Genomic DNA, 16,375 nt, shown 5'->3' on the forward strand with positions numbered 1-16,375 from the left:
GCGGGTGTGGCTTCCAGTGACATTTCCCCCGTGGACACCCGGCGCGCCGCGCCCGCCCTGGCGCTTGAGCAGGCGGAGGCCGCGCTGGTCGAGCACTATCCGAGGTTGGTCAGGATCGGCTATCTGATCCTGCCGCCCTCCCTGGGCCGGCACCGGCGGGTGCTCAGCGCGCATGCGCTGGCCCAACGGGCCCTGCCGCGCGGCAAGTCGGCGGAGGCGGACGAGGTGCCGCCGGTGCTGCCCGCGCAGCGGGACGGCTCGGCGGAGCAGGGGCGGGGCACCGACGCCGGCTATGTGTTCCTGCGGCTGCGCGTGGTGCGCGCGGCGCTCGCCGCGCAGCGGCCGGCGCGGTTGGCGGGGCGCGAGCTGCGGTGGCTGCCGCGCGCGCCGTCGCCGCTGCCCCGGGTGTGGGGGCTGCGGCTGTTCCCCCGGGCCGGCGAGTCGGACGAGATCGCGCTGGAGCAGCGGCTCGGCGGGCTGGAGCCGGCGGCGCGCGCCGTCTACGCGCTGCGCCGGGTCGACGGCCTGCCGGCATCGGAGGCGCGGCTGTTGCTGGCCGCCGCCGGGGAGCCGGAGGAGCGGATCGACGCGGCGCTGCGGGCCGCCGACGAGGTGGACGGCGCGGTGCCGTTGACGGATCCCTGCGCGCTCCAGGCGCGTCCGACGGATCTGCTGCGCCGCCGCCAGTACACCAGGACGGCCCTGGTCGGCGGGGCCGCGTTGGCGCTGGTGCTGACCACCATGGCGGTGCTGCCCGAGGGTTGGGGCCCCGACGGGCCGGCCGCGCCCCCGTACAGCGAGAACACGGCGGCCGAGGCGGCGCTCGATCCGCAGGGGCTGCGGCGGATTCCGGCGGACGGTTGGCGGCAGGCGGCGCGGACGGACTTCTCGGTGTGGCCGGCGCGCGGCTCCTCGTTGGACGATACGGGTCTGCTGCGCCGGGCGTTGGCGGTCTGGGCGCGGCCGGGCGACGAGGTGACGGTGTCGTCGACGCCGGGGACGCAGACCGGTCCGCCGCCGGGGCCCGCGCAGTTGCTGTTCGCCGGGGAGGTGGGCGGCGCCTCGGTGGTGATGCTGTACGACGGGCTGCGACTGGTGCGTTACGCGGAGCCGACCGGCGCCAGGGAGGGCGGCGTCGCCCTGGATCTGGCCCGGGTGGACGGTGCCGAGCTGGCCGGTTCCTCGGCCGTGGTGGTGCAGCGCGGGGACGGCAACACCCGTTATCTCACGGCGCCCTGGGTGACGGAGGTGTCGGTGGCCGAACTGCTCGAACCGCAGCGCCCGGCGGCCGGGTTGGCGGTGGACGAGCAGGGCGTGACGGATCCCATCCACACCTCGTCAGGGGACACCGCGTGCGACAGCTTCCCGGCGCTTGAGCTGACGGCCGAGGGGGTGGAGCGGCCGTTTCTGCTGGCGGATCTGGGCGAGTTGACGCCGGCGCTGTTGACGCACGGGGCGCCTGGCGTGGGCCAGGACGGGGCGGCGCCGACCTCGTCCCGTGGGCAGTGGGCGCGGGTGGCCTGCCAGCTGTCCCTGGTGAGCGGGGGCGGGGTGCGGTCGGTGAACGCCTGGGAGTTCGCCGAGCAGTCGCTGCCGCACGAGGGCGGCACGGCGCGCTGGGTGTGCGGCCGGGCGGAGACCTGGCGGGGCACGGGGGCGCGGGCCTGGACGCAGTTTGTCGATCCGTCGTCGGAGACGCCTGGGCACGAGGTGGTGACGGCGCGGGTGGAGGACGGCACGGCCTGCGGGCCGCGCGATCCCGGGGTGCTCAGCGGTCTGTTGTGGCGTTCGCCCGAGGAGTCCTGGTTCCTGTTGGCGGCGGGCAGCGAGCAGGTGACGGAGATCGCCGCCCACGGCGGGGTGACGGGGCGACGGGAGGGCCGCACGATGGCGCTGCCGGCCGAGGAGGGCGTCCAGGCCCGGTTGACGGGCAAGCTGGCGGACGGCGGCGAGCTGGTGATGCTGGGCGACTGAGCCGCCGGCCCGGCCCAGGGCACGGCCGACGGCGTCGAAGTCGGCCGTCTCGCAAAGTCTTTCGCAAAATCTTGCGGGCTGCTAGCTTGCCTGTCGGGTCCCGGTCGAGCGGAGGGCCGTCAGGGCCTCACGCGCCCGTTCGGCCGGGATCGCGTGCCATCGACGTCGACCGGCAGCGGCCCGTCAACCACTCAGGTACCAACGGATGTGCACGTGTTACCTAGTCAGCTTCGCGTTCTTCCGTTAATTTCTGCTCTGTTCCACCAGTGTTCTGTGTGATCTTGATGCCCTTGCCGGCCTCCCCCTTGAGATCGCGGCAGACCCGGCGTACGGGCCCCTCTCCGGCAGGGAGGGGCCCAACGTCGTCTGTACCGGCGCGCGTTCAGCCCGTGGTGGCCCGGCGGTACGCGGTCGGCGAGACGCCGCGCAGCCGTTTGAACGCCGCGCTCAGCGCGAACGCGTCGGCGTAGCCGACCCGGCGTGCCACGGCGGCCACCGTCGCGTCGGTCTCCCGGAGCAGATCGGCGGCGCGGGCGATCCGCCAGCCCGTCAGATAGGTCATCGGCGGCTCGCCGACCGCCCCGGCGAACCTGCGGGCCAGGGAGGCACGCGACACCCCCGTCGCGCCGGCGAGGCCGGCCACCGTCCAGGGGCGTTCGGGGGCGGCGTGCAGCAGCGCCAGCGCCCGGGCCACCACCGGATCGGCGCCGGCCGCGTACCAGCCGGGCGCGGCCGGCCGGGCCCGGGCCAGCCAGGCGCGCAGCACGGAGACCAGCGCCAGGTCCAACAGCCGGTCGAGGACGGCTCGTTGGCCCGGGCCGGCGCGGCGCAGCTCGGCCGTCAGCAGTTCGAGGACCGGCTCGGGCCTGGCGTCCGCCGGCAGGGTCAAGGTCTCGGGCAGCGTCCGCAGCAGCCGCTCGGCGACCGCGCCGCCACCCTGGTAGGCGCCGCTCAGCAGCACCGTGCCGCCGCGCGGCCCCACCCGGCAGGAGCGGCCGGGCGCATCCGCGCAGTAGTCGGTGCCCGTCACCCGATGGCCGGGGCGGGTCCCGGGCCGGTCGGCGACGGTGAAGGCGGCGGGGCCCCGGGAGAGGACCACATCGCCGGCGTCGATCCGGAACGGCTCCCCCTCGGCCGGGACCAGCCAGCCGGCGCCGCTCCGCAGGGTGGTGAGCGTCAGCGACGCGCCGGTGGCGAACCGCAGGCCCCAGGGCGGGTCGAGGCCGACCTCCCCGAAGAACGCGCCCCTGGCCCGCACCCCGTCGAGCAGATCGGCCAACACATCGGGAGCCCCCGGGACTTCGGGCGCCTCGGCCGGCCGGTCGGCGACGATCCACGTCATGGGGCCCAGGGTAGGGGCCCAGGGCGGAGGGGCAAGACGCGTGGACATCCACCCGAGCCGGTCGGACATGGCCCGGCGTCGGACGGTGCCGTTGGCTGGTGACATGACCCAGAACCCGATCCTCGTCGTCGGCGGCACCGGCATCACCGGACGGCGGGTGGCCGCGCGGCTGACCGCCGCCGGGCACCCCGTGCGCGTCGCCTCCCGTTCCGCCGCCCGGCCCTTCGACTGGCACGACCCCGACACCTGGTCCGCCGCGCTCGCCGGGGTGCGGCGGCTCTATCTCGTCCCGCTGGACGGGACCCGGCTCACCGGGCCCTTCCTCCGGCGGGCCGCCGAGGCCGGCGTGGAACGGGTGGTGCTGCTCTCCGGGCGCGGCGTGGACGACCCGGACTATCTGCCGCCCGGCCACCCCGCCGGGATCGTCCATGTGACGGGCGAGGAGGCGCTGCGCGCCAGCGGGTTGACGTGGACGGTGATCCGCCCCTCCTGGTTCAGCCAGAACTTCAGCGAGGGGTACCTCGGCGACTGGGTGCGCTCGGGCGATCTGCGGATCCCGGGCGGCGAGGCGTCGGCGGCCTTTGTGGACGCCGAGGACATCGCGGCGGTCGCGGTGGCCGCGCTCACCGAGGACGGGCACCAGGGCGCGGTCTACGAGCTGTCGGGGCCCGCGTCGCTCACCCTCGCCGAGGCCATGGCGGAGATCTCCCTGGCCAGCGGGAAGCAGGTCCGCTACACCCCGCTGACCGTCGACGAGTTCGTCACCGAGCTGGTCGCCGACGGCTGGAACGCCGACGAGGCGCGGGAGTTCGGGCTGGCGCTGACCCCGCTGGCGCGCGGTCTCGACGCGCGTCTCTCGGACGGCGTGCGGCGGGCCCTGGGCCGGGAGCCCAGGAGCTTCGCCGCCTTCGCGGCCGACGCGGCCGCCGCCGGCGCCTGGCGCGCCTGACCCGGCTACCGCACCGTGCCGTCGGGGCGGCGGCGCAGGGCGCGGCCGGGGAGCGCGCCGGTGGGGCGTCCGTCGTCGAGTACGGTGACGCCGCCGACCAGGACGTACGGGAGCCCGGTCGGCGGCTGTCGCGGTTCCTCGAAGGTGGCGGTGTCGGCGACGGTGTCGGGATCGAAGAGCACCAGGTCCGCGTGGTGGCCGGGGCGGACCAGGCCGCGTCCGGCCAGTCCCAGCCGCCGGGCCGGGCGCCCGGTGAGGTGCGCCACGCACTCGGCCAGGCCCAGCACCCCCAACTCCCTGACGTAGTGGCCGAGATAGCGCGGGAAGGTGCCGAAGGCGCGGGGGTGTGGGCGGGCCGCGCCGAGCAGTCCGTCGCTGCCGCCGGTGTGCGCGCGGTGGCGCATCACGGCGCGCACGTTCTCCTCGTCGCCGACCAGTTGCAGGATGGTGGTGGACAGCTCGTCCGCCAGCAGCAGCTCCCGGTAGACGTCGAACGGGGCCCGGTGGGCGCGGGCCGCCAGGGCGGCGACGGTCAGTCCGACGGCCGTGTGATCGCGGGAGCCGGAGACGCTGATGGTCTCCCATTCCACCGGCACCCCGTGGCAGCCGTCCGAGCCGACCACCTCCAGATCGTGCCGGATCCTGGCCAGCGCCGCCGGCTCACGCAGCCGCGCCAGGGTGGCCTCGGGGCCGCCCTCGGCGGCCCAGCTGGGCAGCAGCGCGGCCAGCGTGGTGGAGCCGGGGAGATAGGGGTAGCTGTCCAGGGTCAGATCGAGCCCGGCGTCCAGGGCGGCGTCGAGCAGCGCCAGCAGCTCGCCCGAACGTCCCTTGTTGACGCCGAAGTTGAGGGTGGCGTGGGCCAGGTGCAGGGGGCAGTCGGCGCGCCTGGCCACCTCGATCATCTGGGCGTAGGCGGCCAGCGCGCCGGCGCCGTAGGAGCGGTGGTGCGGGGCGAAGAAGCCGCCGTGGGCGGCCACCACCCGGCACAGCTCGACGAGTTCGGCGTCCGGGGCGTACATGCCGGGCGGATAGGTGAGCCCGGCGGACAGGCCCACCGCGCCCTCGGCCAGCCCCTGGGCCAACAGTTCCCGCATCCGGGCGAGTTCGGCCTCCTCGGCCGGCCGAGCCGCCCAGCCCATGGCCAGCATCCGGAGGGTGCCGTGCGGCACCAGATAGCAGGTGTTGACGGCGATCCCCCGGTCCAGCCGGTCGAGATAGCCGCCGACGCTCCGCCAGTCCCAGTCGAACCCGGGCGGGTCCCCGTTCCAGCCGGCGACGGCCCGCCGCAGCTGGGGCAGGGTCCGCTCGTCGACGGGGGCGTAGGAGAGGCCGTCCTGGCCCAGCACCTCGCAGGTGACGCCCTGGGCGACCTTCGCCAGGTGCTCGGGCTCGGTGAGCAGCGCCAGATCGGAGTGCGCGTGCATGTCGACGAAGCCGGGGCTCAGGGCGAGCCCGTGGGCGTCCAGCACCCGCCGTCCGCCGAGCCCGGGGCCGCCCACGGCCTCGATCCGCCCGTCGGTGACCGCCACATCGGCCCGCCGCTCGGGCCCGCCCGTTCCGTCGAACAGTCGGGCGCCCCTGATCACCAGATCGGTCATGCGCACCAGACTGCCGTAACCCGGTCGGGGCGGACCCTCGGGGGCGTCAGCCGGTGGTGCAGCCGCTGGTCGGCAGGCTGGTGAGGCCCGGCGGCTGTCGACCGTCCCAGATCGCCAGCAGGTAGTTCTGCGGGCAGCGGGCGAGGCCGTCGCTGGTCCTGATCTCGATATGCAGGTGCGGGGCGCCCGAGTTGCCGGTGTCACCCGTCGTGCCGACCCTGGTCCCGGCGGACACCTGGGCGCCGTCGGCCGTGGAGCGGGCGGAGAGATGGCAGTAGACGAACCGGGAGCCGTCCGGCTGGAGCAGCCGGATGCCGATCCCGCAGCTGGTGCTGCTGTAGTGCTCGACCCGGCCGCCGGTGACCGCGTAGGTGGGGAGGTTGGTCACGATGAGGTCGATGGCGGGGGTGTTGCCCCAGTGCGGTTGGGCGTAGTCGCTCCGGGGGGCGGCGGAACGGTCCAGCGGCAGCGCGTGTCCTGACGGGCCGCCGCCTCCGCCGCCGCCGAGCAGGCTCTGCCAGGTCTGGGGGCCCACCTGGCCGTCCACCGCGAGGCCCTGTGAACTCTGGAAGGAACGCACGGCGTTGTCGGTCAACGGGCCGAAGTTGCCGTCGATCGTCAGCCCGGCGCCGTACTTGTTGAGCTGGACCTGGGCCGCCCGGACCGCGTCCCCGCTCGCGCCCTGTTGGACGGTGACGACCAGCCGGGGCCATGTCTGGGCGCCGATCACTCCGTCGGCGGGCAGGCCCCGGCTGCTCTGGAAGCTGGTCACGGCCGCCGCGGTGGCCGGCCCGAACTGGCCGTCGGCGGCGATGTTGTGGCCGTGGTGGCGCAGCAGGTACTGCGCGGTGGTGACGTTGGCGCCGCTCGCCCCCTGGCTGACGGACGGCCAGGCCGGCAGCGCCGCCGCCGCTGTCGACGCGGGTAGAAGAGCCGCCAACAGCAGGGCGAGCAGTAGCGTGACACCGGTGGAAGCCAACGGACTTCGTCGCTTCAGACGCATCGAGACGATCCCCTTCATGACATGTACGCGATCATTGCGCACAGGTTAGGGATCATTCCCCGAACGGGCCAGAGGCCGACAGCGGCTAACGTGACGGCGTTCGCGTGAGAAGACCCAAGGGAAGGCGAGAGGCAGCATGGCCGAACAACCGCAGGACGCGCCGGGCCGGAAGATCCGGCTGAGCACCGACCAGGCCCCGGCGCCCGCCTGGAACTTCTCCCAGGGGGTGCGCAAGGGCCCGCTGCTGCAGGTCTCGGGCCAGGGCCCACAGGACCCGGCGACCGGCGCCTATCTGTATCCGGGCGATGTCCGCGAGCAGACGCTGCGCACCCTGCGCAACGTCCGGGCCATCCTCAACGCCGGCGGCGCCGACGTCGAGGACGTGCTGATGTTCCGCGTCTATCTGACCCGCCGGGCGGACTTCGGCGCGATGAACGAGGCCTATGGCGCCTTTGTCGCCGAGCACTGCCCCAGCGGGGTGCTGCCCTGCCGCACCACCGTCTTCGTCGAACTCCCGCACGAGGCCATGCTGGTGGAGATCGACGCGCTGGCCGCCGTCTGACGGCCAACGCGCCGCAGCCGTGGAAAGCGCCTCAGCCGGGCGGCGCCACGGCCGTGGAGCCGCGCACCACCAGCTCGGGCTGGAAGACGAACTCGGTGTGCTGCGCCGGGTTGCCGCCCACCTCCTCAAGGAGCGCGTTCACCGCCGCGTTGGCCATCGCCGTGACGGGCTGTCGGACGGTGGTCAACGGCGGGTCGGTGAAGGCGATCAGCGGCGAGTCGTCGAAGCCGATCACCGAGCAGTCGTCCGGCACGGACAGCCCGCGCTGGCGCACCGCGCGCACCGCGCCGAGCGCCATCATGTCGCTGCCGCAGACCACCCCCGTGCAGCCGGCGTCCAACAGCGCGGCGGTGGCGGCCTGTCCGCCCTCCACGCTGAAGAGGGTGTGCCGCACCACGCCCTCGACCGGCGGCTCGCCGGCGGCCAGCGCGCGCTCCCGCTGTTCCTCGATCTCCCCCTCGAACCCGGCGACCTTGCGCCGCACCGGAACGAACCGCTGCGGGCCGACCGCCAGACCGATCCTGCGGTGGCCGAGGGCCCGCAGATGACGCACCGCGATCCGGCTGGCCGCCGCGTCGTCCGGCGAAACGAAGGGCGCCTTCACCCGGTCGTTGAAGCCGTTGATCAGGACGAACGGCACCCCCTGCCCCGCCAGCCTGGCGTAGCGGGACGGATCGGTGGAGGTGTCGGCGTGCAGCCCGGACATGAAGACGATGCCGGTGACCCCGCGCTCCACCAACTGGTCCACCAGCTCGTCCTCGGTGGCGCCCCCCGGGCTCTGCGTACAGAGCACGGGGGTATAGCCGTAGCCGGCCAGGGTCTGCTCGATGACCTGGGCGAAGGCGGGGAAGATCGGGTTGGTCAGCTCGGGGATCACCAACCCGACCAGCCCCGCGCTGCGTTGCCGCAGCCGCACCGGCCGTTCGTAGCCGAGGATGTCCAGCGCCGCCAGCACCCGCTGCCTGGTGCCGGCGGCGACGCCCGGCTTCCCGTTGAGCACCCGGCTGACGGTGGCCTCGCTGACCCCGGCCTGCCCGGCTATGTCGGCGAGCCGGGCCGGCTGCGGAAACGTGGGCGCCGGCTGGGTCACTCCTCCCACCAGACGGTGGTGTCCGCCGGCAGCGGCGCACCCTGCTGGTAGGGACCGCTGGCCAGCACCAGGCCGCCGGCCGCGGCACACGCCTCGGGCAACGGGGCCGGCCGGTCCGTAGTGTTGGCGGCGACCAGCACCGCCCGGCCGTCCGCGCCGACCCGGCGGAACGCCAGCACGCCGTCCGCCGCCGCCAGCCATTCGACGGTGTCGCCCGCGCCCAGCGCGGAGCGCGCCCGCCGCTCGGCCAGCGCCCGCCGGTACAGCTCCAGCGTGGAGCCCGGATCGTCGGTCTGCGCCTCGACGGAGAGCCCGCCCCAGTCCCTCGGCTGCGGCAGCCAACCGCCCGAGCCGCCGAAGCCGAACGAGGAACCCTCCCGGCTCCACGGCATCGGCACCCGGCAGCCGTCCCGCAGCCCGTCCTGACCGTCCTGACCGTCGCCGCCGGTGCCGCGCCGGAAGAACGCCGGATCCTGCCGCGCCTCGTCCGGCAGGTCGACGACCTCGGGCAGGCCCAGCTCCTCGCCCTGGTAGACATAGGCGGACCCGGGCAGCGCCAGCATCAACAGCGAGGCGGCGCGGGCCCGTTCCACCCCGCCGCCGAGCCGGGTGCGGTGCCGCACCACATCGTGGTTGGAGAGCACCCAGGTGGCGGGGGCGCCGACCGGGCGCATCGAGTCCAGGGAGGAGTCGACCACCGCGCGCAGCTCGGCCGCGTTCCAGGGGGTGCTCAGATAGTGGAAGTTGAACGCCTGGTTCAGCTCGTCGGAGCGGACATAGAGCGCGGTGCGCTCCGCGTTGGGCGTCCACGCCTCGGCCACGCCGATCCGCTGCCCCGGGTACTCGTCGAGGATCCCCCGCCAGGCGCGGTAGATCTCGTGGACCCCGTCCTGGTCGAAGAACGGCAGCTTCTGGGTGCCCAGCAGCCGGAGTTGGCCGGCGTGGCCCATGTCGGGCAGCCCAGGGGCCTTGACCAGGCCGTGCGCCACATCGATCCGGAACCCGTCTACGCCCATGTCCAGCCAGAACCGCAGCACCGAGCGGAACTCGTCCCTGACCGCCGGGTTCTCCCAGTTGAAGTCGGGCTGCTCGGGGGCAAACAGGTGCAGATACCACTCGCCGGGGGTGCCGTCCGGATCGGCCACCCGGGTCCAGGCGGGGCCGCCGAAGATGGACTCCCAGTCGTTGGGCGGCAGTTCACCGTTCTCGCCCTTGCCGGCCCGGAAGTGGTAGCGGTCCCGCAGCGGGGACCCCGGGCCCTCGCGCAGCGCGCGTTGGAACCACTCGTGCTGGTCGGACGAGTGGTTGGGCACCAGATCCACGATGATCCGCAGGCCCAGGTCATGGGCGTCCCTGATCAGCGCGTCGGCGTCGTGCAGATCGCCGAACATCGGGTCGATGGCCCGGTAGTCGGCCACGTCATAGCCCGCGTCCGCCTGGGGGGAGGCGTAGAACGGGCTGAGCCAGACGGCGTCGACGCCGAGCCTGGCCAGATAGGGCAGCCGCGCCCTGATCCCGGCCAGATCGCCCATGCCGTCGCCGTTGGCGTCGGCGAAGGAACGCGGATACACCTGGTAGATCACCGCGTCCCGCCACCACTCCGGCGGCGTCGGCACACCCGGCGTGGCCGCTTCGGCTCCGGGGTGGGAGGTGGGGGCATCGCTGGTCGGCTGGGTACGGTCAGCGAGGTGCTGGGTCATGACATCCCTGTGGGTTCGGGCAGTCGGGGGACGGGGCCGGCGTCAGGACTTGGTGGCGCCGGCGGTGAGTCCGGACTGCAAATGTCGTTGGGCGTATCCGAAGACCAGCGTCGCGGGAACGGCGATCAGCACGGCGGCGGCCGTCATCAGATGCCAGTCCTGGGTGTGCTGGTTGACAAAGGTCTGGAGACCGCCGGCCAGGGTGAGGTTGTCCTCGCCCGTCATGAAGGCGGTGGCATAGGCCACCTCGGCCCAGGCGGTGACGAAGGTGTAGAAGCCGGTGACGGCCAGCCCCGGACGCGCCAGCGGCATGATCAGCCGCCAGAAGGTGCCGAACGGGTTGAGGCCGTCCACCCGTCCCGACTCGTCGATGGAGACCGGGATGGTGTCGAAGAACCCCTTCATCATCCAGGCGCAGAACGGCACCGCGATGGTGAGGTAGGTGACGATCAGCGCGACCGGCTGGTTGAGCAGTCCGTAACGCGCCATCAGGTTGTACAGCGGCACGATCAGCACCGCCATCGGGAACATCTGCGTGATCAGCAGCGTCCACATCAGCGGACGCATCCCGGGGAACCGGAAGCGGCTGAGCGCATAGCCGGTGGTGGAGGAGATCAGCACGCCGATCACGGTGGTGATGGCGACGATCAGCACGGAGTTGCCGAACCAGGTCAGAAACTCGGTGTTGTTGATCACATGGTTGTAGTTGTCGGTGGTGAAGTCCGCGATCAGCGACAGCGAGAACGTCTCGCTCTTCGGCTTGAACGAGGTCACCACCAGCCACAGCGGCGGGAACACCGCGATCACCGCGGCGACCAGCAGGGTCGCGTGCAGTCCGAAGGAGGCCAACGGGCCGCGCTCGCCGCGCGCCCTGACCCGCCGGGGACGCCCGGCGTCCCTCCCGCCGCCGGCGGGACGCGCCGGCCCCGGCACCGGCAACGGCTCGGTGCCGTCGACACGGGTGGTATCGGTCGCCATGGTCACCACACCTCTCCCTGGCGGCGCAGCGCTCTGCGGTAGGCGACCGCGAACAGCACCAGCAGCAGCAGAATCAACACGCCCCAGGCCGCCGACGAGGCGAAGTCCCGTGGGCTGGCGATAAAGGCCAGGCGGTACGCCTCGGTCACCAGGATGTCGGTGGAGCCCGCCGGGCCGCCCCGGGTCAACAGGAAGATCACCGGGAACATGTTGAACGTCCAGATGGTGCTCAGCAGCACCACCGTCATGGCGACCGGACGCACCCCGGGCAGCGTGATGTTGCGGAACCGCTGCCAGGCGTTGGCGCCGTCCATCTCGGCCGCCTCGTACTGCTCGGCGGGGATGGACTGCAGCGCGCCCAGCATCGCGATCAGCATGAAGGGCACACCCAGCCAGACGTTGACGCCGATCACGGCGATCTTGGCCCAGGTCGGGTCGGAGAGCCAGGCGATGCCCTCGATGCCGCCCTTCTCCAACATCCCGTTGAGGATGCCGTTGCGCTCGTTGAAGAGCATCCGCCAGGCGAAGATCGACACGAAGGCCGGGATCGCCCAGGGCAGGATCAGCGCCATCCGGTAGAGCGTGCGCCCCCGGAACGCCCGGTTGAGCATGTTGGCCAGGCCGAGGCCGATGCAGAAGGTGATGCCGACACAGGCCACCGTCCACAGCACGGTCCAACCGAGCCGGTCCCAGAAGGCGTTGTCGGTCAGGATGTCCTTGTAGTTCTCCAGACCCACGAACTCGTAGGTCGCCTCGATGGTGTTGACACCGATCCGACGCTCGACGTTGGACTCGTCCGCGTCGGTGAGCGAGAGAAAGATGCCCCGCACCAGCGGCCAGCCGATGATCACCGTGATCACGGCGACGACCGGGGCGATCATCGCCCAGGCGTACCAGTAGTCGCCGAGCCGGTGCCGCAGCGGCGGGCGCCCCCGGCCGGGGCGGCGGGCGCTCGGGGCGCTCGCCGCCCCGGCCGGAGCCGGGCTCGGTTCGGGCGTGGGCGTGCTGGGGGTGTGCACAGCGTCAGCCATGGTGTCGGCCCTCCGTCCTGCCGAGGTCCCGGTCAGCTCCAGTCTTCGAGCAGGTCACGGTAGGTGTCCCCGGTCTGCCGGGCCGCTTCCTCGGGGGAGGAGGAGCCGGTCAGCATGGACTCGATGGAGATCCGCAGCGGCTCGAAGAGCGACTGCGCCTGCGGGATCCAGGGCCGCTCGTGCGCGACATCGACCGCCGGCTTGAAGAACTGCACCATCTCGTTGGCCTCGACCGCCGGCTCCGCGTAGACGGACTCGCGGGTGGGCAGGAGGCTCAGCTCCTCGGTGATCCGCGTCTGGACCTCGGCGGAGCTCATGTACTTGACGAACTCCATGGACGCCTCGGCGTCCGGGGTGCCCGCGTAGATGCCGTAGTTCCAGCCGCCCAGCGGGGAGCCCTGCGCCTGGCCGCCGGCCGGCACCGGGGCCACGCCCAGGTTGTCGCCCAGCGCGGCGGTGGCGTCGGCGATCGCCCAGGGGCCGTTGATCATCATGGCCACGTCGCCGTCGGCGAACCCGGACATCATGTTCTCCCAGCCGTCGCTGGTGTCGGTGATCGCGGCACCGGACTCGATCAGCTCGTTCATCGCCTCGAACGCGGCGATGCCGGCGTCGTCGTCGATGGTGACCCGCTCCTCCTCGGCGTTCAGCAGATCGCCGCCCTCGCCGTAGAGGAAGGGGAAGAACCAGTAGGGGTCGTCGCCGCGTGCGTAGAGCGGGACGGTGCCGACGGCCTCGTAGGCCGCGGCGTCCTGCTGGATCTGCTCCAGCGACTCGGGGACCTCGACGCCGGCCTCCGCCAGCAGCTCCTTGTTGTAGAAGAGCGCCAGGGTGTCGGTGACCTGCGGCACCGCCCAGGTCTGGCCGTCGTACTGGGTGCTGGCCCAGGGCTCGGCGAGGAAGTCGTCCTGGTTGTCCAGGGCGGCCGTGTCGTCCAGCGGGTAGAGGTAACCCAGGCTGGCGAAGTCGGCGACCCAGGCGACCTCGGTGCGCATCACGTCCGGGGCCTCGTTGGCGCCGGCGGCGTTCTTGAAACGGTTCTGCGCGTCGTCGAAGCCGACGTTCACGTAGTCGACCGTCACCCCGGGGTGCTCGTCGGTGAACTCCTCGGCGATGGCCTGGAAGACGGCCGCCTCGGTCTCGTTGGACGTGTCCCAGTAGGTGACCGTGCCGGAGAGCTCGCCGCTCCCCTCGGAGCTGCTGCCCCCGTTACCGCCGTTACCGCCGCCGTCGCCACCGTCGTCCCCGCCGCAAGCTGTTGCCGCAACAGCCAGTGCTGCCAGCACGGCCGTGGTCCCTATGCTGCGCCGCATGTGAACTCCTTCAACCGTTACGCCCGAGTTAGGGCGATGTGTTCCACCCTATGCGCCGCGCCACTGCGACGCCGGGCCGAGCAGGAACGTAACAGTGCCGCAAGATTTTGGAAAGACCTTGCGGCAAATTTCTGCAAGAGTGCGCTGTACAGGACTTTTCCCACCACGGAGCGCACAGCCGTCCGCCCGGCGGACGGCGTTCCCCCCGTCCGAGGTCCCGGAAATCACCACATTCACCCACAGACTTCCCAGCGCGGTGGGCAGGGTCGGCGGTGACCGGTAAGGTCCGGAAGCGTGACCGCACGGCTAGCCGATATCGCAGCCCAGGCGGGGGTCAGTGAGGCAACCGTCAGCCGGGTGTTGAACGGCAAGCCGGGTGTCGCCTCGGCCACCCGCGAATCCGTGCTGGCCGCCCTCGACCTGCTGGGCTACGAGCGCCCCTCCCGCCTCCAGAAGCACAGCGCCGGCCTGGTCGGGCTGATCACCCCCGAGCTGGAGAACCCGATCTTCCCGGCGTTCGCCCAGGTCATCTGCCAGGCGCTCACCCGTCAGGGCTACACGCCGGTGCTCGCCACCCAGACCCCGGGCGGCTCAACCGAGGATGAGCTGACCGGAATGCTGGTGGAACGCGGCGTCGCCGGGATCATCTTCATCTCCGGACTGCACGCCGACACCTCCGCCGACATGGAGCGCTACGACCGACTGCGCGCCGGCGGCGTCCCGTTCGTCCTGATCAACGGCTACGCGCCCAGCGTGCGCGCCCCGTTCGTCTCCCCCGACGACCGGGCGGCGATGAGCCTGGCCGTGACGCATCTCGCCTCCCTCGGGCACCGCGAGATCGGCCTAGCCCTGGGCCCCATCCGGTTTGTCCCGGTGCGGCGCAAGGTCGAGGGCTTCCTCAGCGCGATGGCCGCCGAGCTGAAGGTGCCGGCCGAACGGGCCGAGCGGCTGATCGAGCACTCCCTCTTCACCCTGGAGGGCGGACAGGCCGCGGCCGGCGCCCTGTTGGACGCCGGCTGCACGGCGGTGGTCTGCGCCAGCGACATGATGGCGCTGGGCGCCATCCGCGCGGCCAGGCAACGCGGGCTCGCCGTCCCCGGGGACTGCTCGGTGATCGGCTTCGACGACTCCCCGCTGATCGCCTTCACCGACCCGCCGCTGACCACCATCCGCCAGCCGGTCACGGCCATGGGCCAGGCCGCGGTGCGGGCGCTGCTGGAGGAGGTCGGGGGCACCCCGGCGCCGCCCAGCGAGTTCGTCTTCCTCCCCGAGCTGGTGGTGCGCGGCTCCACCGCCGCCGCCCCGGCGAACCGGCGTCCCTGACCGGGACATCTCCCCCGTACGTCGGAGAACCACCGGGCCGAAGACCAGACCGGAGGATGATCGGGCGGACGGCATCGCTCTGGCAGACTAGTGGCCCATGGGGGCAACCAGCGTCAGTCCTGAAAGTGAACGAGTAGAAGCGGCCGTGTCCGTGCCCGACCGACAAGCGAGCCAGACCGCCCCCACCAGACGCGTCCTTCGCCCGCGCCTCCCCGGCAGACCCCGCATCTGGTTCGAACTGCTGCTGATCGGCGTCAGTTACGCCATCTATTCGGCGATCCGCAACGCCGCCCCCGACCGGGTGGCCGACGCCCAGAAGCACGCCCAATGGATCTGGGACCTCCAGGGCCATCTCGGACTGGCGTTCGAACGTTCGGTCAACCATGCCGTCGAGGGCGTGACCTGGCTGATCGTCTCGATGAACTACTACTACGCGACGCTGCACTTCGTGGTCACCATCGCGGTGCTGGTCTGGCTCTTCCGCAGCCACCCCGGCCGCTACGGGCCGACCCGGCTGGTGCTCTTCGCCACCACGGCCGTGGCGCTGCTCGGCTACTACTTCTTCCCCCTGGCGCCGCCCCGGCTGATGGAGGGCATGGACTTCATCGACACCGCTCTCGTCCACGACACCTGGGGCTCGCTCTCCGCCGAGGACAGCGCGATGGCCTCCGTCTCCAACCAGTACGCGGCGATGCCGTCCATGCACATCGGCTGGTCCGTCTGGTGCGGCATCACCATAGCCGTGCTGGCCAGGCCGCTGTGGATCAAGGCGCTCGGGGTCCTCTACCCGATCGTCACCCTGCTGGTGATCGTCGCGACCGCCAACCACTTCTGGCTGGACGCGGTCGGCGGCATGATCTGCCTCGCCGCCGGCTACCTCGTCGCGCGCCTCTGGTACGGCCGCCTCTGCTACCGCCTCCCCCGCGAGGTCGCCTCCGGCGACCGAGCGGCGACCGACGCCGAGCGCGCCGCCCCCTCGGGGCGACAGCCCGGCTAGGGTGCGTGGCCGGGCGGCGGCCGGTCGGGGGTCAGCGGCCTGGGTGCCGGCAGTCGTCGCCGCCCCCGCCGTGGCAGGCGACACCCCCGGCGTGGCCGTCCTCGGCGGTGACGTCAGGGCCGCTCGGCGGGGCCGCGGCGCGGGACTCCGCGGCCTGGCCGAGGAGGCAGAACCCCAGCAGGAGCAGGGCCACGAGGAGCTGCGCGCCGGCGCCGAACGGCGCGCGGGCCCGCCACAGCACGACGGCGAGCAGACCGGCCACCAGGGCGCCCACGGCCAGATACAGCACCAGCCGCCCGCCGGCGTCGTTCGTCGGCTGCGCCTCGTAGGAGTCGGCCCAGGCGGAGATTCCCACCACGTACACCACCACCGCCAGCACCACGGCCTCGACCAGCACCAGGCAGACCGCGCCCAGCAGGTCGGCCCCGCGGTGGAGCCTGGGCCGCCGCCGCACCGAACCGGGCGAGCCATTCGAAAAGTCGTTCACCCGCCCTATCCCACCACGGGCTTCGGGG

14 protein-coding genes are annotated in these 16,375 nt (G+C 72.7%); 5 read left to right on the top strand and 9 right to left on the bottom strand.

Annotated features, from left to right (window positions below; all coding sequences use genetic code 11):
* The first annotated feature begins 30 nt into the window (after positions 1–30).
* The gene (locus AOM46_RS16050) at positions 31–1,974 is read left to right on the top strand and encodes a hypothetical protein (protein WP_234313799.1); all 1,944 of its coding nucleotides are present in this window, start codon (positions 31–33) and stop codon (positions 1,972–1,974) included.
* Positions 1,975–2,356: 382 nt separating this feature from the next.
* Here the strand turns inward: AOM46_RS16050 and AOM46_RS16055 are convergent, their stop codons facing one another.
* Complete coding sequence (locus AOM46_RS16055) at positions 2,357–3,316, bottom strand: AraC family transcriptional regulator (RefSeq protein ID WP_062211834.1); 960 nt, start codon at positions 3,314–3,316, stop codon at positions 2,357–2,359.
* A 103-nt stretch (positions 3,317–3,419) separates the two neighbouring features.
* Here AOM46_RS16055 and AOM46_RS16060 point away from each other — a divergent pair, with 103 nt between their 5' ends.
* The gene (locus AOM46_RS16060; protein ID WP_062211837.1) at positions 3,420–4,265 is read left to right on the top strand and encodes an NAD(P)H-binding protein; all 846 of its coding nucleotides are present in this window, start codon (positions 3,420–3,422) and stop codon (positions 4,263–4,265) included.
* Between the two features lie 5 nt (positions 4,266–4,270).
* On the opposite strand, the gene AOM46_RS16065 is transcribed toward AOM46_RS16060, so the two are convergent.
* Both AOM46_RS16065 and AOM46_RS16070 read right to left on the bottom strand, forming a co-directional pair.
* Positions 4,271–5,863 (bottom strand): amidohydrolase family protein, encoded by a 1,593-nt coding sequence (locus AOM46_RS16065; protein ID WP_062211840.1) that lies wholly within the window; start codon positions 5,861–5,863, stop codon positions 4,271–4,273.
* Positions 5,864–5,909: 46 nt separating this feature from the next.
* Positions 5,910–6,842, bottom strand: a complete 933-nt coding sequence (locus AOM46_RS16070) for a peptidoglycan-binding protein (protein WP_234313800.1) — start codon at positions 6,840–6,842, stop codon at positions 5,910–5,912.
* 160 nt (positions 6,843–7,002) lie between these two features.
* Between AOM46_RS16070 and AOM46_RS16075 the strand changes: the two genes are divergently transcribed.
* On the top strand, positions 7,003–7,428 hold the full coding sequence (locus tag AOM46_RS16075) for a RidA family protein (RefSeq protein WP_062211843.1): 426 nt from the start codon (positions 7,003–7,005) through the stop codon (positions 7,426–7,428).
* A 31-nt stretch (positions 7,429–7,459) separates the two neighbouring features.
* On the opposite strand, the gene AOM46_RS16080 is transcribed toward AOM46_RS16075, so the two are convergent.
* From AOM46_RS16080 to AOM46_RS16100, 5 genes are read right to left on the bottom strand one after another with little or no spacing between them, the layout of a single operon-like run.
* Positions 7,460–8,530 carry a LacI family DNA-binding transcriptional regulator gene (locus tag AOM46_RS16080; protein ID WP_078856918.1) on the bottom strand — a complete coding sequence of 357 codons (1,071 nt, stop codon included), beginning with the start codon at positions 8,528–8,530 and terminating at the stop codon, positions 7,460–7,462.
* Entirely contained in the window at positions 8,515–10,218 is a 1,704-nt protein-coding gene (locus AOM46_RS16085) for an alpha-amylase family glycosyl hydrolase (protein ID WP_062211858.1), read from the bottom strand. Before AOM46_RS16085 ends, AOM46_RS16080 begins: the two co-directional genes overlap by 16 nt.
* Positions 10,219–10,260: 42 nt before the next feature.
* Complete coding sequence (locus AOM46_RS16090; protein WP_078856919.1) at positions 10,261–11,196, bottom strand: sugar ABC transporter permease; 936 nt, start codon at positions 11,194–11,196, stop codon at positions 10,261–10,263.
* Between the two features lie 2 nt (positions 11,197–11,198).
* The gene (locus AOM46_RS16095; RefSeq protein WP_078856867.1) at positions 11,199–12,227 is read right to left on the bottom strand and encodes a carbohydrate ABC transporter permease; all 1,029 of its coding nucleotides are present in this window, start codon (positions 12,225–12,227) and stop codon (positions 11,199–11,201) included.
* Between the two features lie 32 nt (positions 12,228–12,259).
* Complete coding sequence (locus AOM46_RS16100) at positions 12,260–13,540, bottom strand: extracellular solute-binding protein (protein ID WP_062211861.1); 1,281 nt, start codon at positions 13,538–13,540, stop codon at positions 12,260–12,262.
* A 294-nt stretch (positions 13,541–13,834) separates the two neighbouring features.
* On the opposite strand from AOM46_RS16100, the gene AOM46_RS16105 reads away from it, so the two are divergent.
* Positions 13,835–14,863 (top strand): LacI family DNA-binding transcriptional regulator, encoded by a 1,029-nt coding sequence (locus AOM46_RS16105; RefSeq protein ID WP_062211864.1) that lies wholly within the window; start codon positions 13,835–13,837, stop codon positions 14,861–14,863.
* A gap of 151 nt (positions 14,864–15,014) precedes the next feature.
* Positions 15,015–15,860, top strand: a complete 846-nt coding sequence (locus AOM46_RS16110; RefSeq protein ID WP_062212706.1) for a phosphatase PAP2 family protein — start codon at positions 15,015–15,017, stop codon at positions 15,858–15,860.
* A gap of 31 nt (positions 15,861–15,891) precedes the next feature.
* On the opposite strand, the gene AOM46_RS16115 is transcribed toward AOM46_RS16110, so the two are convergent.
* Positions 15,892–16,347, bottom strand: coding sequence for a DUF6234 family protein (locus AOM46_RS16115; RefSeq protein WP_062211867.1), 456 nt, complete (start codon positions 16,345–16,347; stop codon positions 15,892–15,894).
* Positions 16,348–16,375 lie beyond the last annotated feature (28 nt).

The organism is Streptomyces sp. NBRC 109706 (genome assembly GCF_000974485.1).
In the GTDB taxonomy this organism is placed as follows: Bacteria; Actinomycetota; Actinomycetes; order Streptomycetales; family Streptomycetaceae; genus Streptomyces.

What these genes read in the sequence shown, in the direction of transcription:
- AOM46_RS16060 (WP_062211837.1), top strand. Translation starts at nt 3,420, where the DNA reads ATGACCCAGAACCCGATCCTCGTCGTCGGCGGCACCGGCATCACCGGA.
- AOM46_RS16065 (WP_062211840.1), bottom strand. Translation starts at nt 5,863, where the DNA reads ATGACCGATCTGGTGATCAGGGGCGCCCGACTGTTCGACGGAACGGGC.
- AOM46_RS16090 (WP_078856919.1), bottom strand. Translation starts at nt 11,196, where the DNA reads ATGGCGACCGATACCACCCGTGTCGACGGCACCGAGCCGTTGCCGGTG.
- AOM46_RS16075 (WP_062211843.1), top strand. Translation starts at nt 7,003, where the DNA reads ATGGCCGAACAACCGCAGGACGCGCCGGGCCGGAAGATCCGGCTGAGC.
- AOM46_RS16100 (WP_062211861.1), bottom strand. Translation starts at nt 13,540, where the DNA reads ATGCGGCGCAGCATAGGGACCACGGCCGTGCTGGCAGCACTGGCTGTT.
- AOM46_RS16055 (WP_062211834.1), bottom strand. Translation starts at nt 3,316, where the DNA reads ATGACGTGGATCGTCGCCGACCGGCCGGCCGAGGCGCCCGAAGTCCCG.
- AOM46_RS16085 (WP_062211858.1), bottom strand. Translation starts at nt 10,218, where the DNA reads ATGACCCAGCACCTCGCTGACCGTACCCAGCCGACCAGCGATGCCCCC.
- AOM46_RS16095 (WP_078856867.1), bottom strand. Translation starts at nt 12,227, where the DNA reads ATGGCTGACGCTGTGCACACCCCCAGCACGCCCACGCCCGAACCGAGC.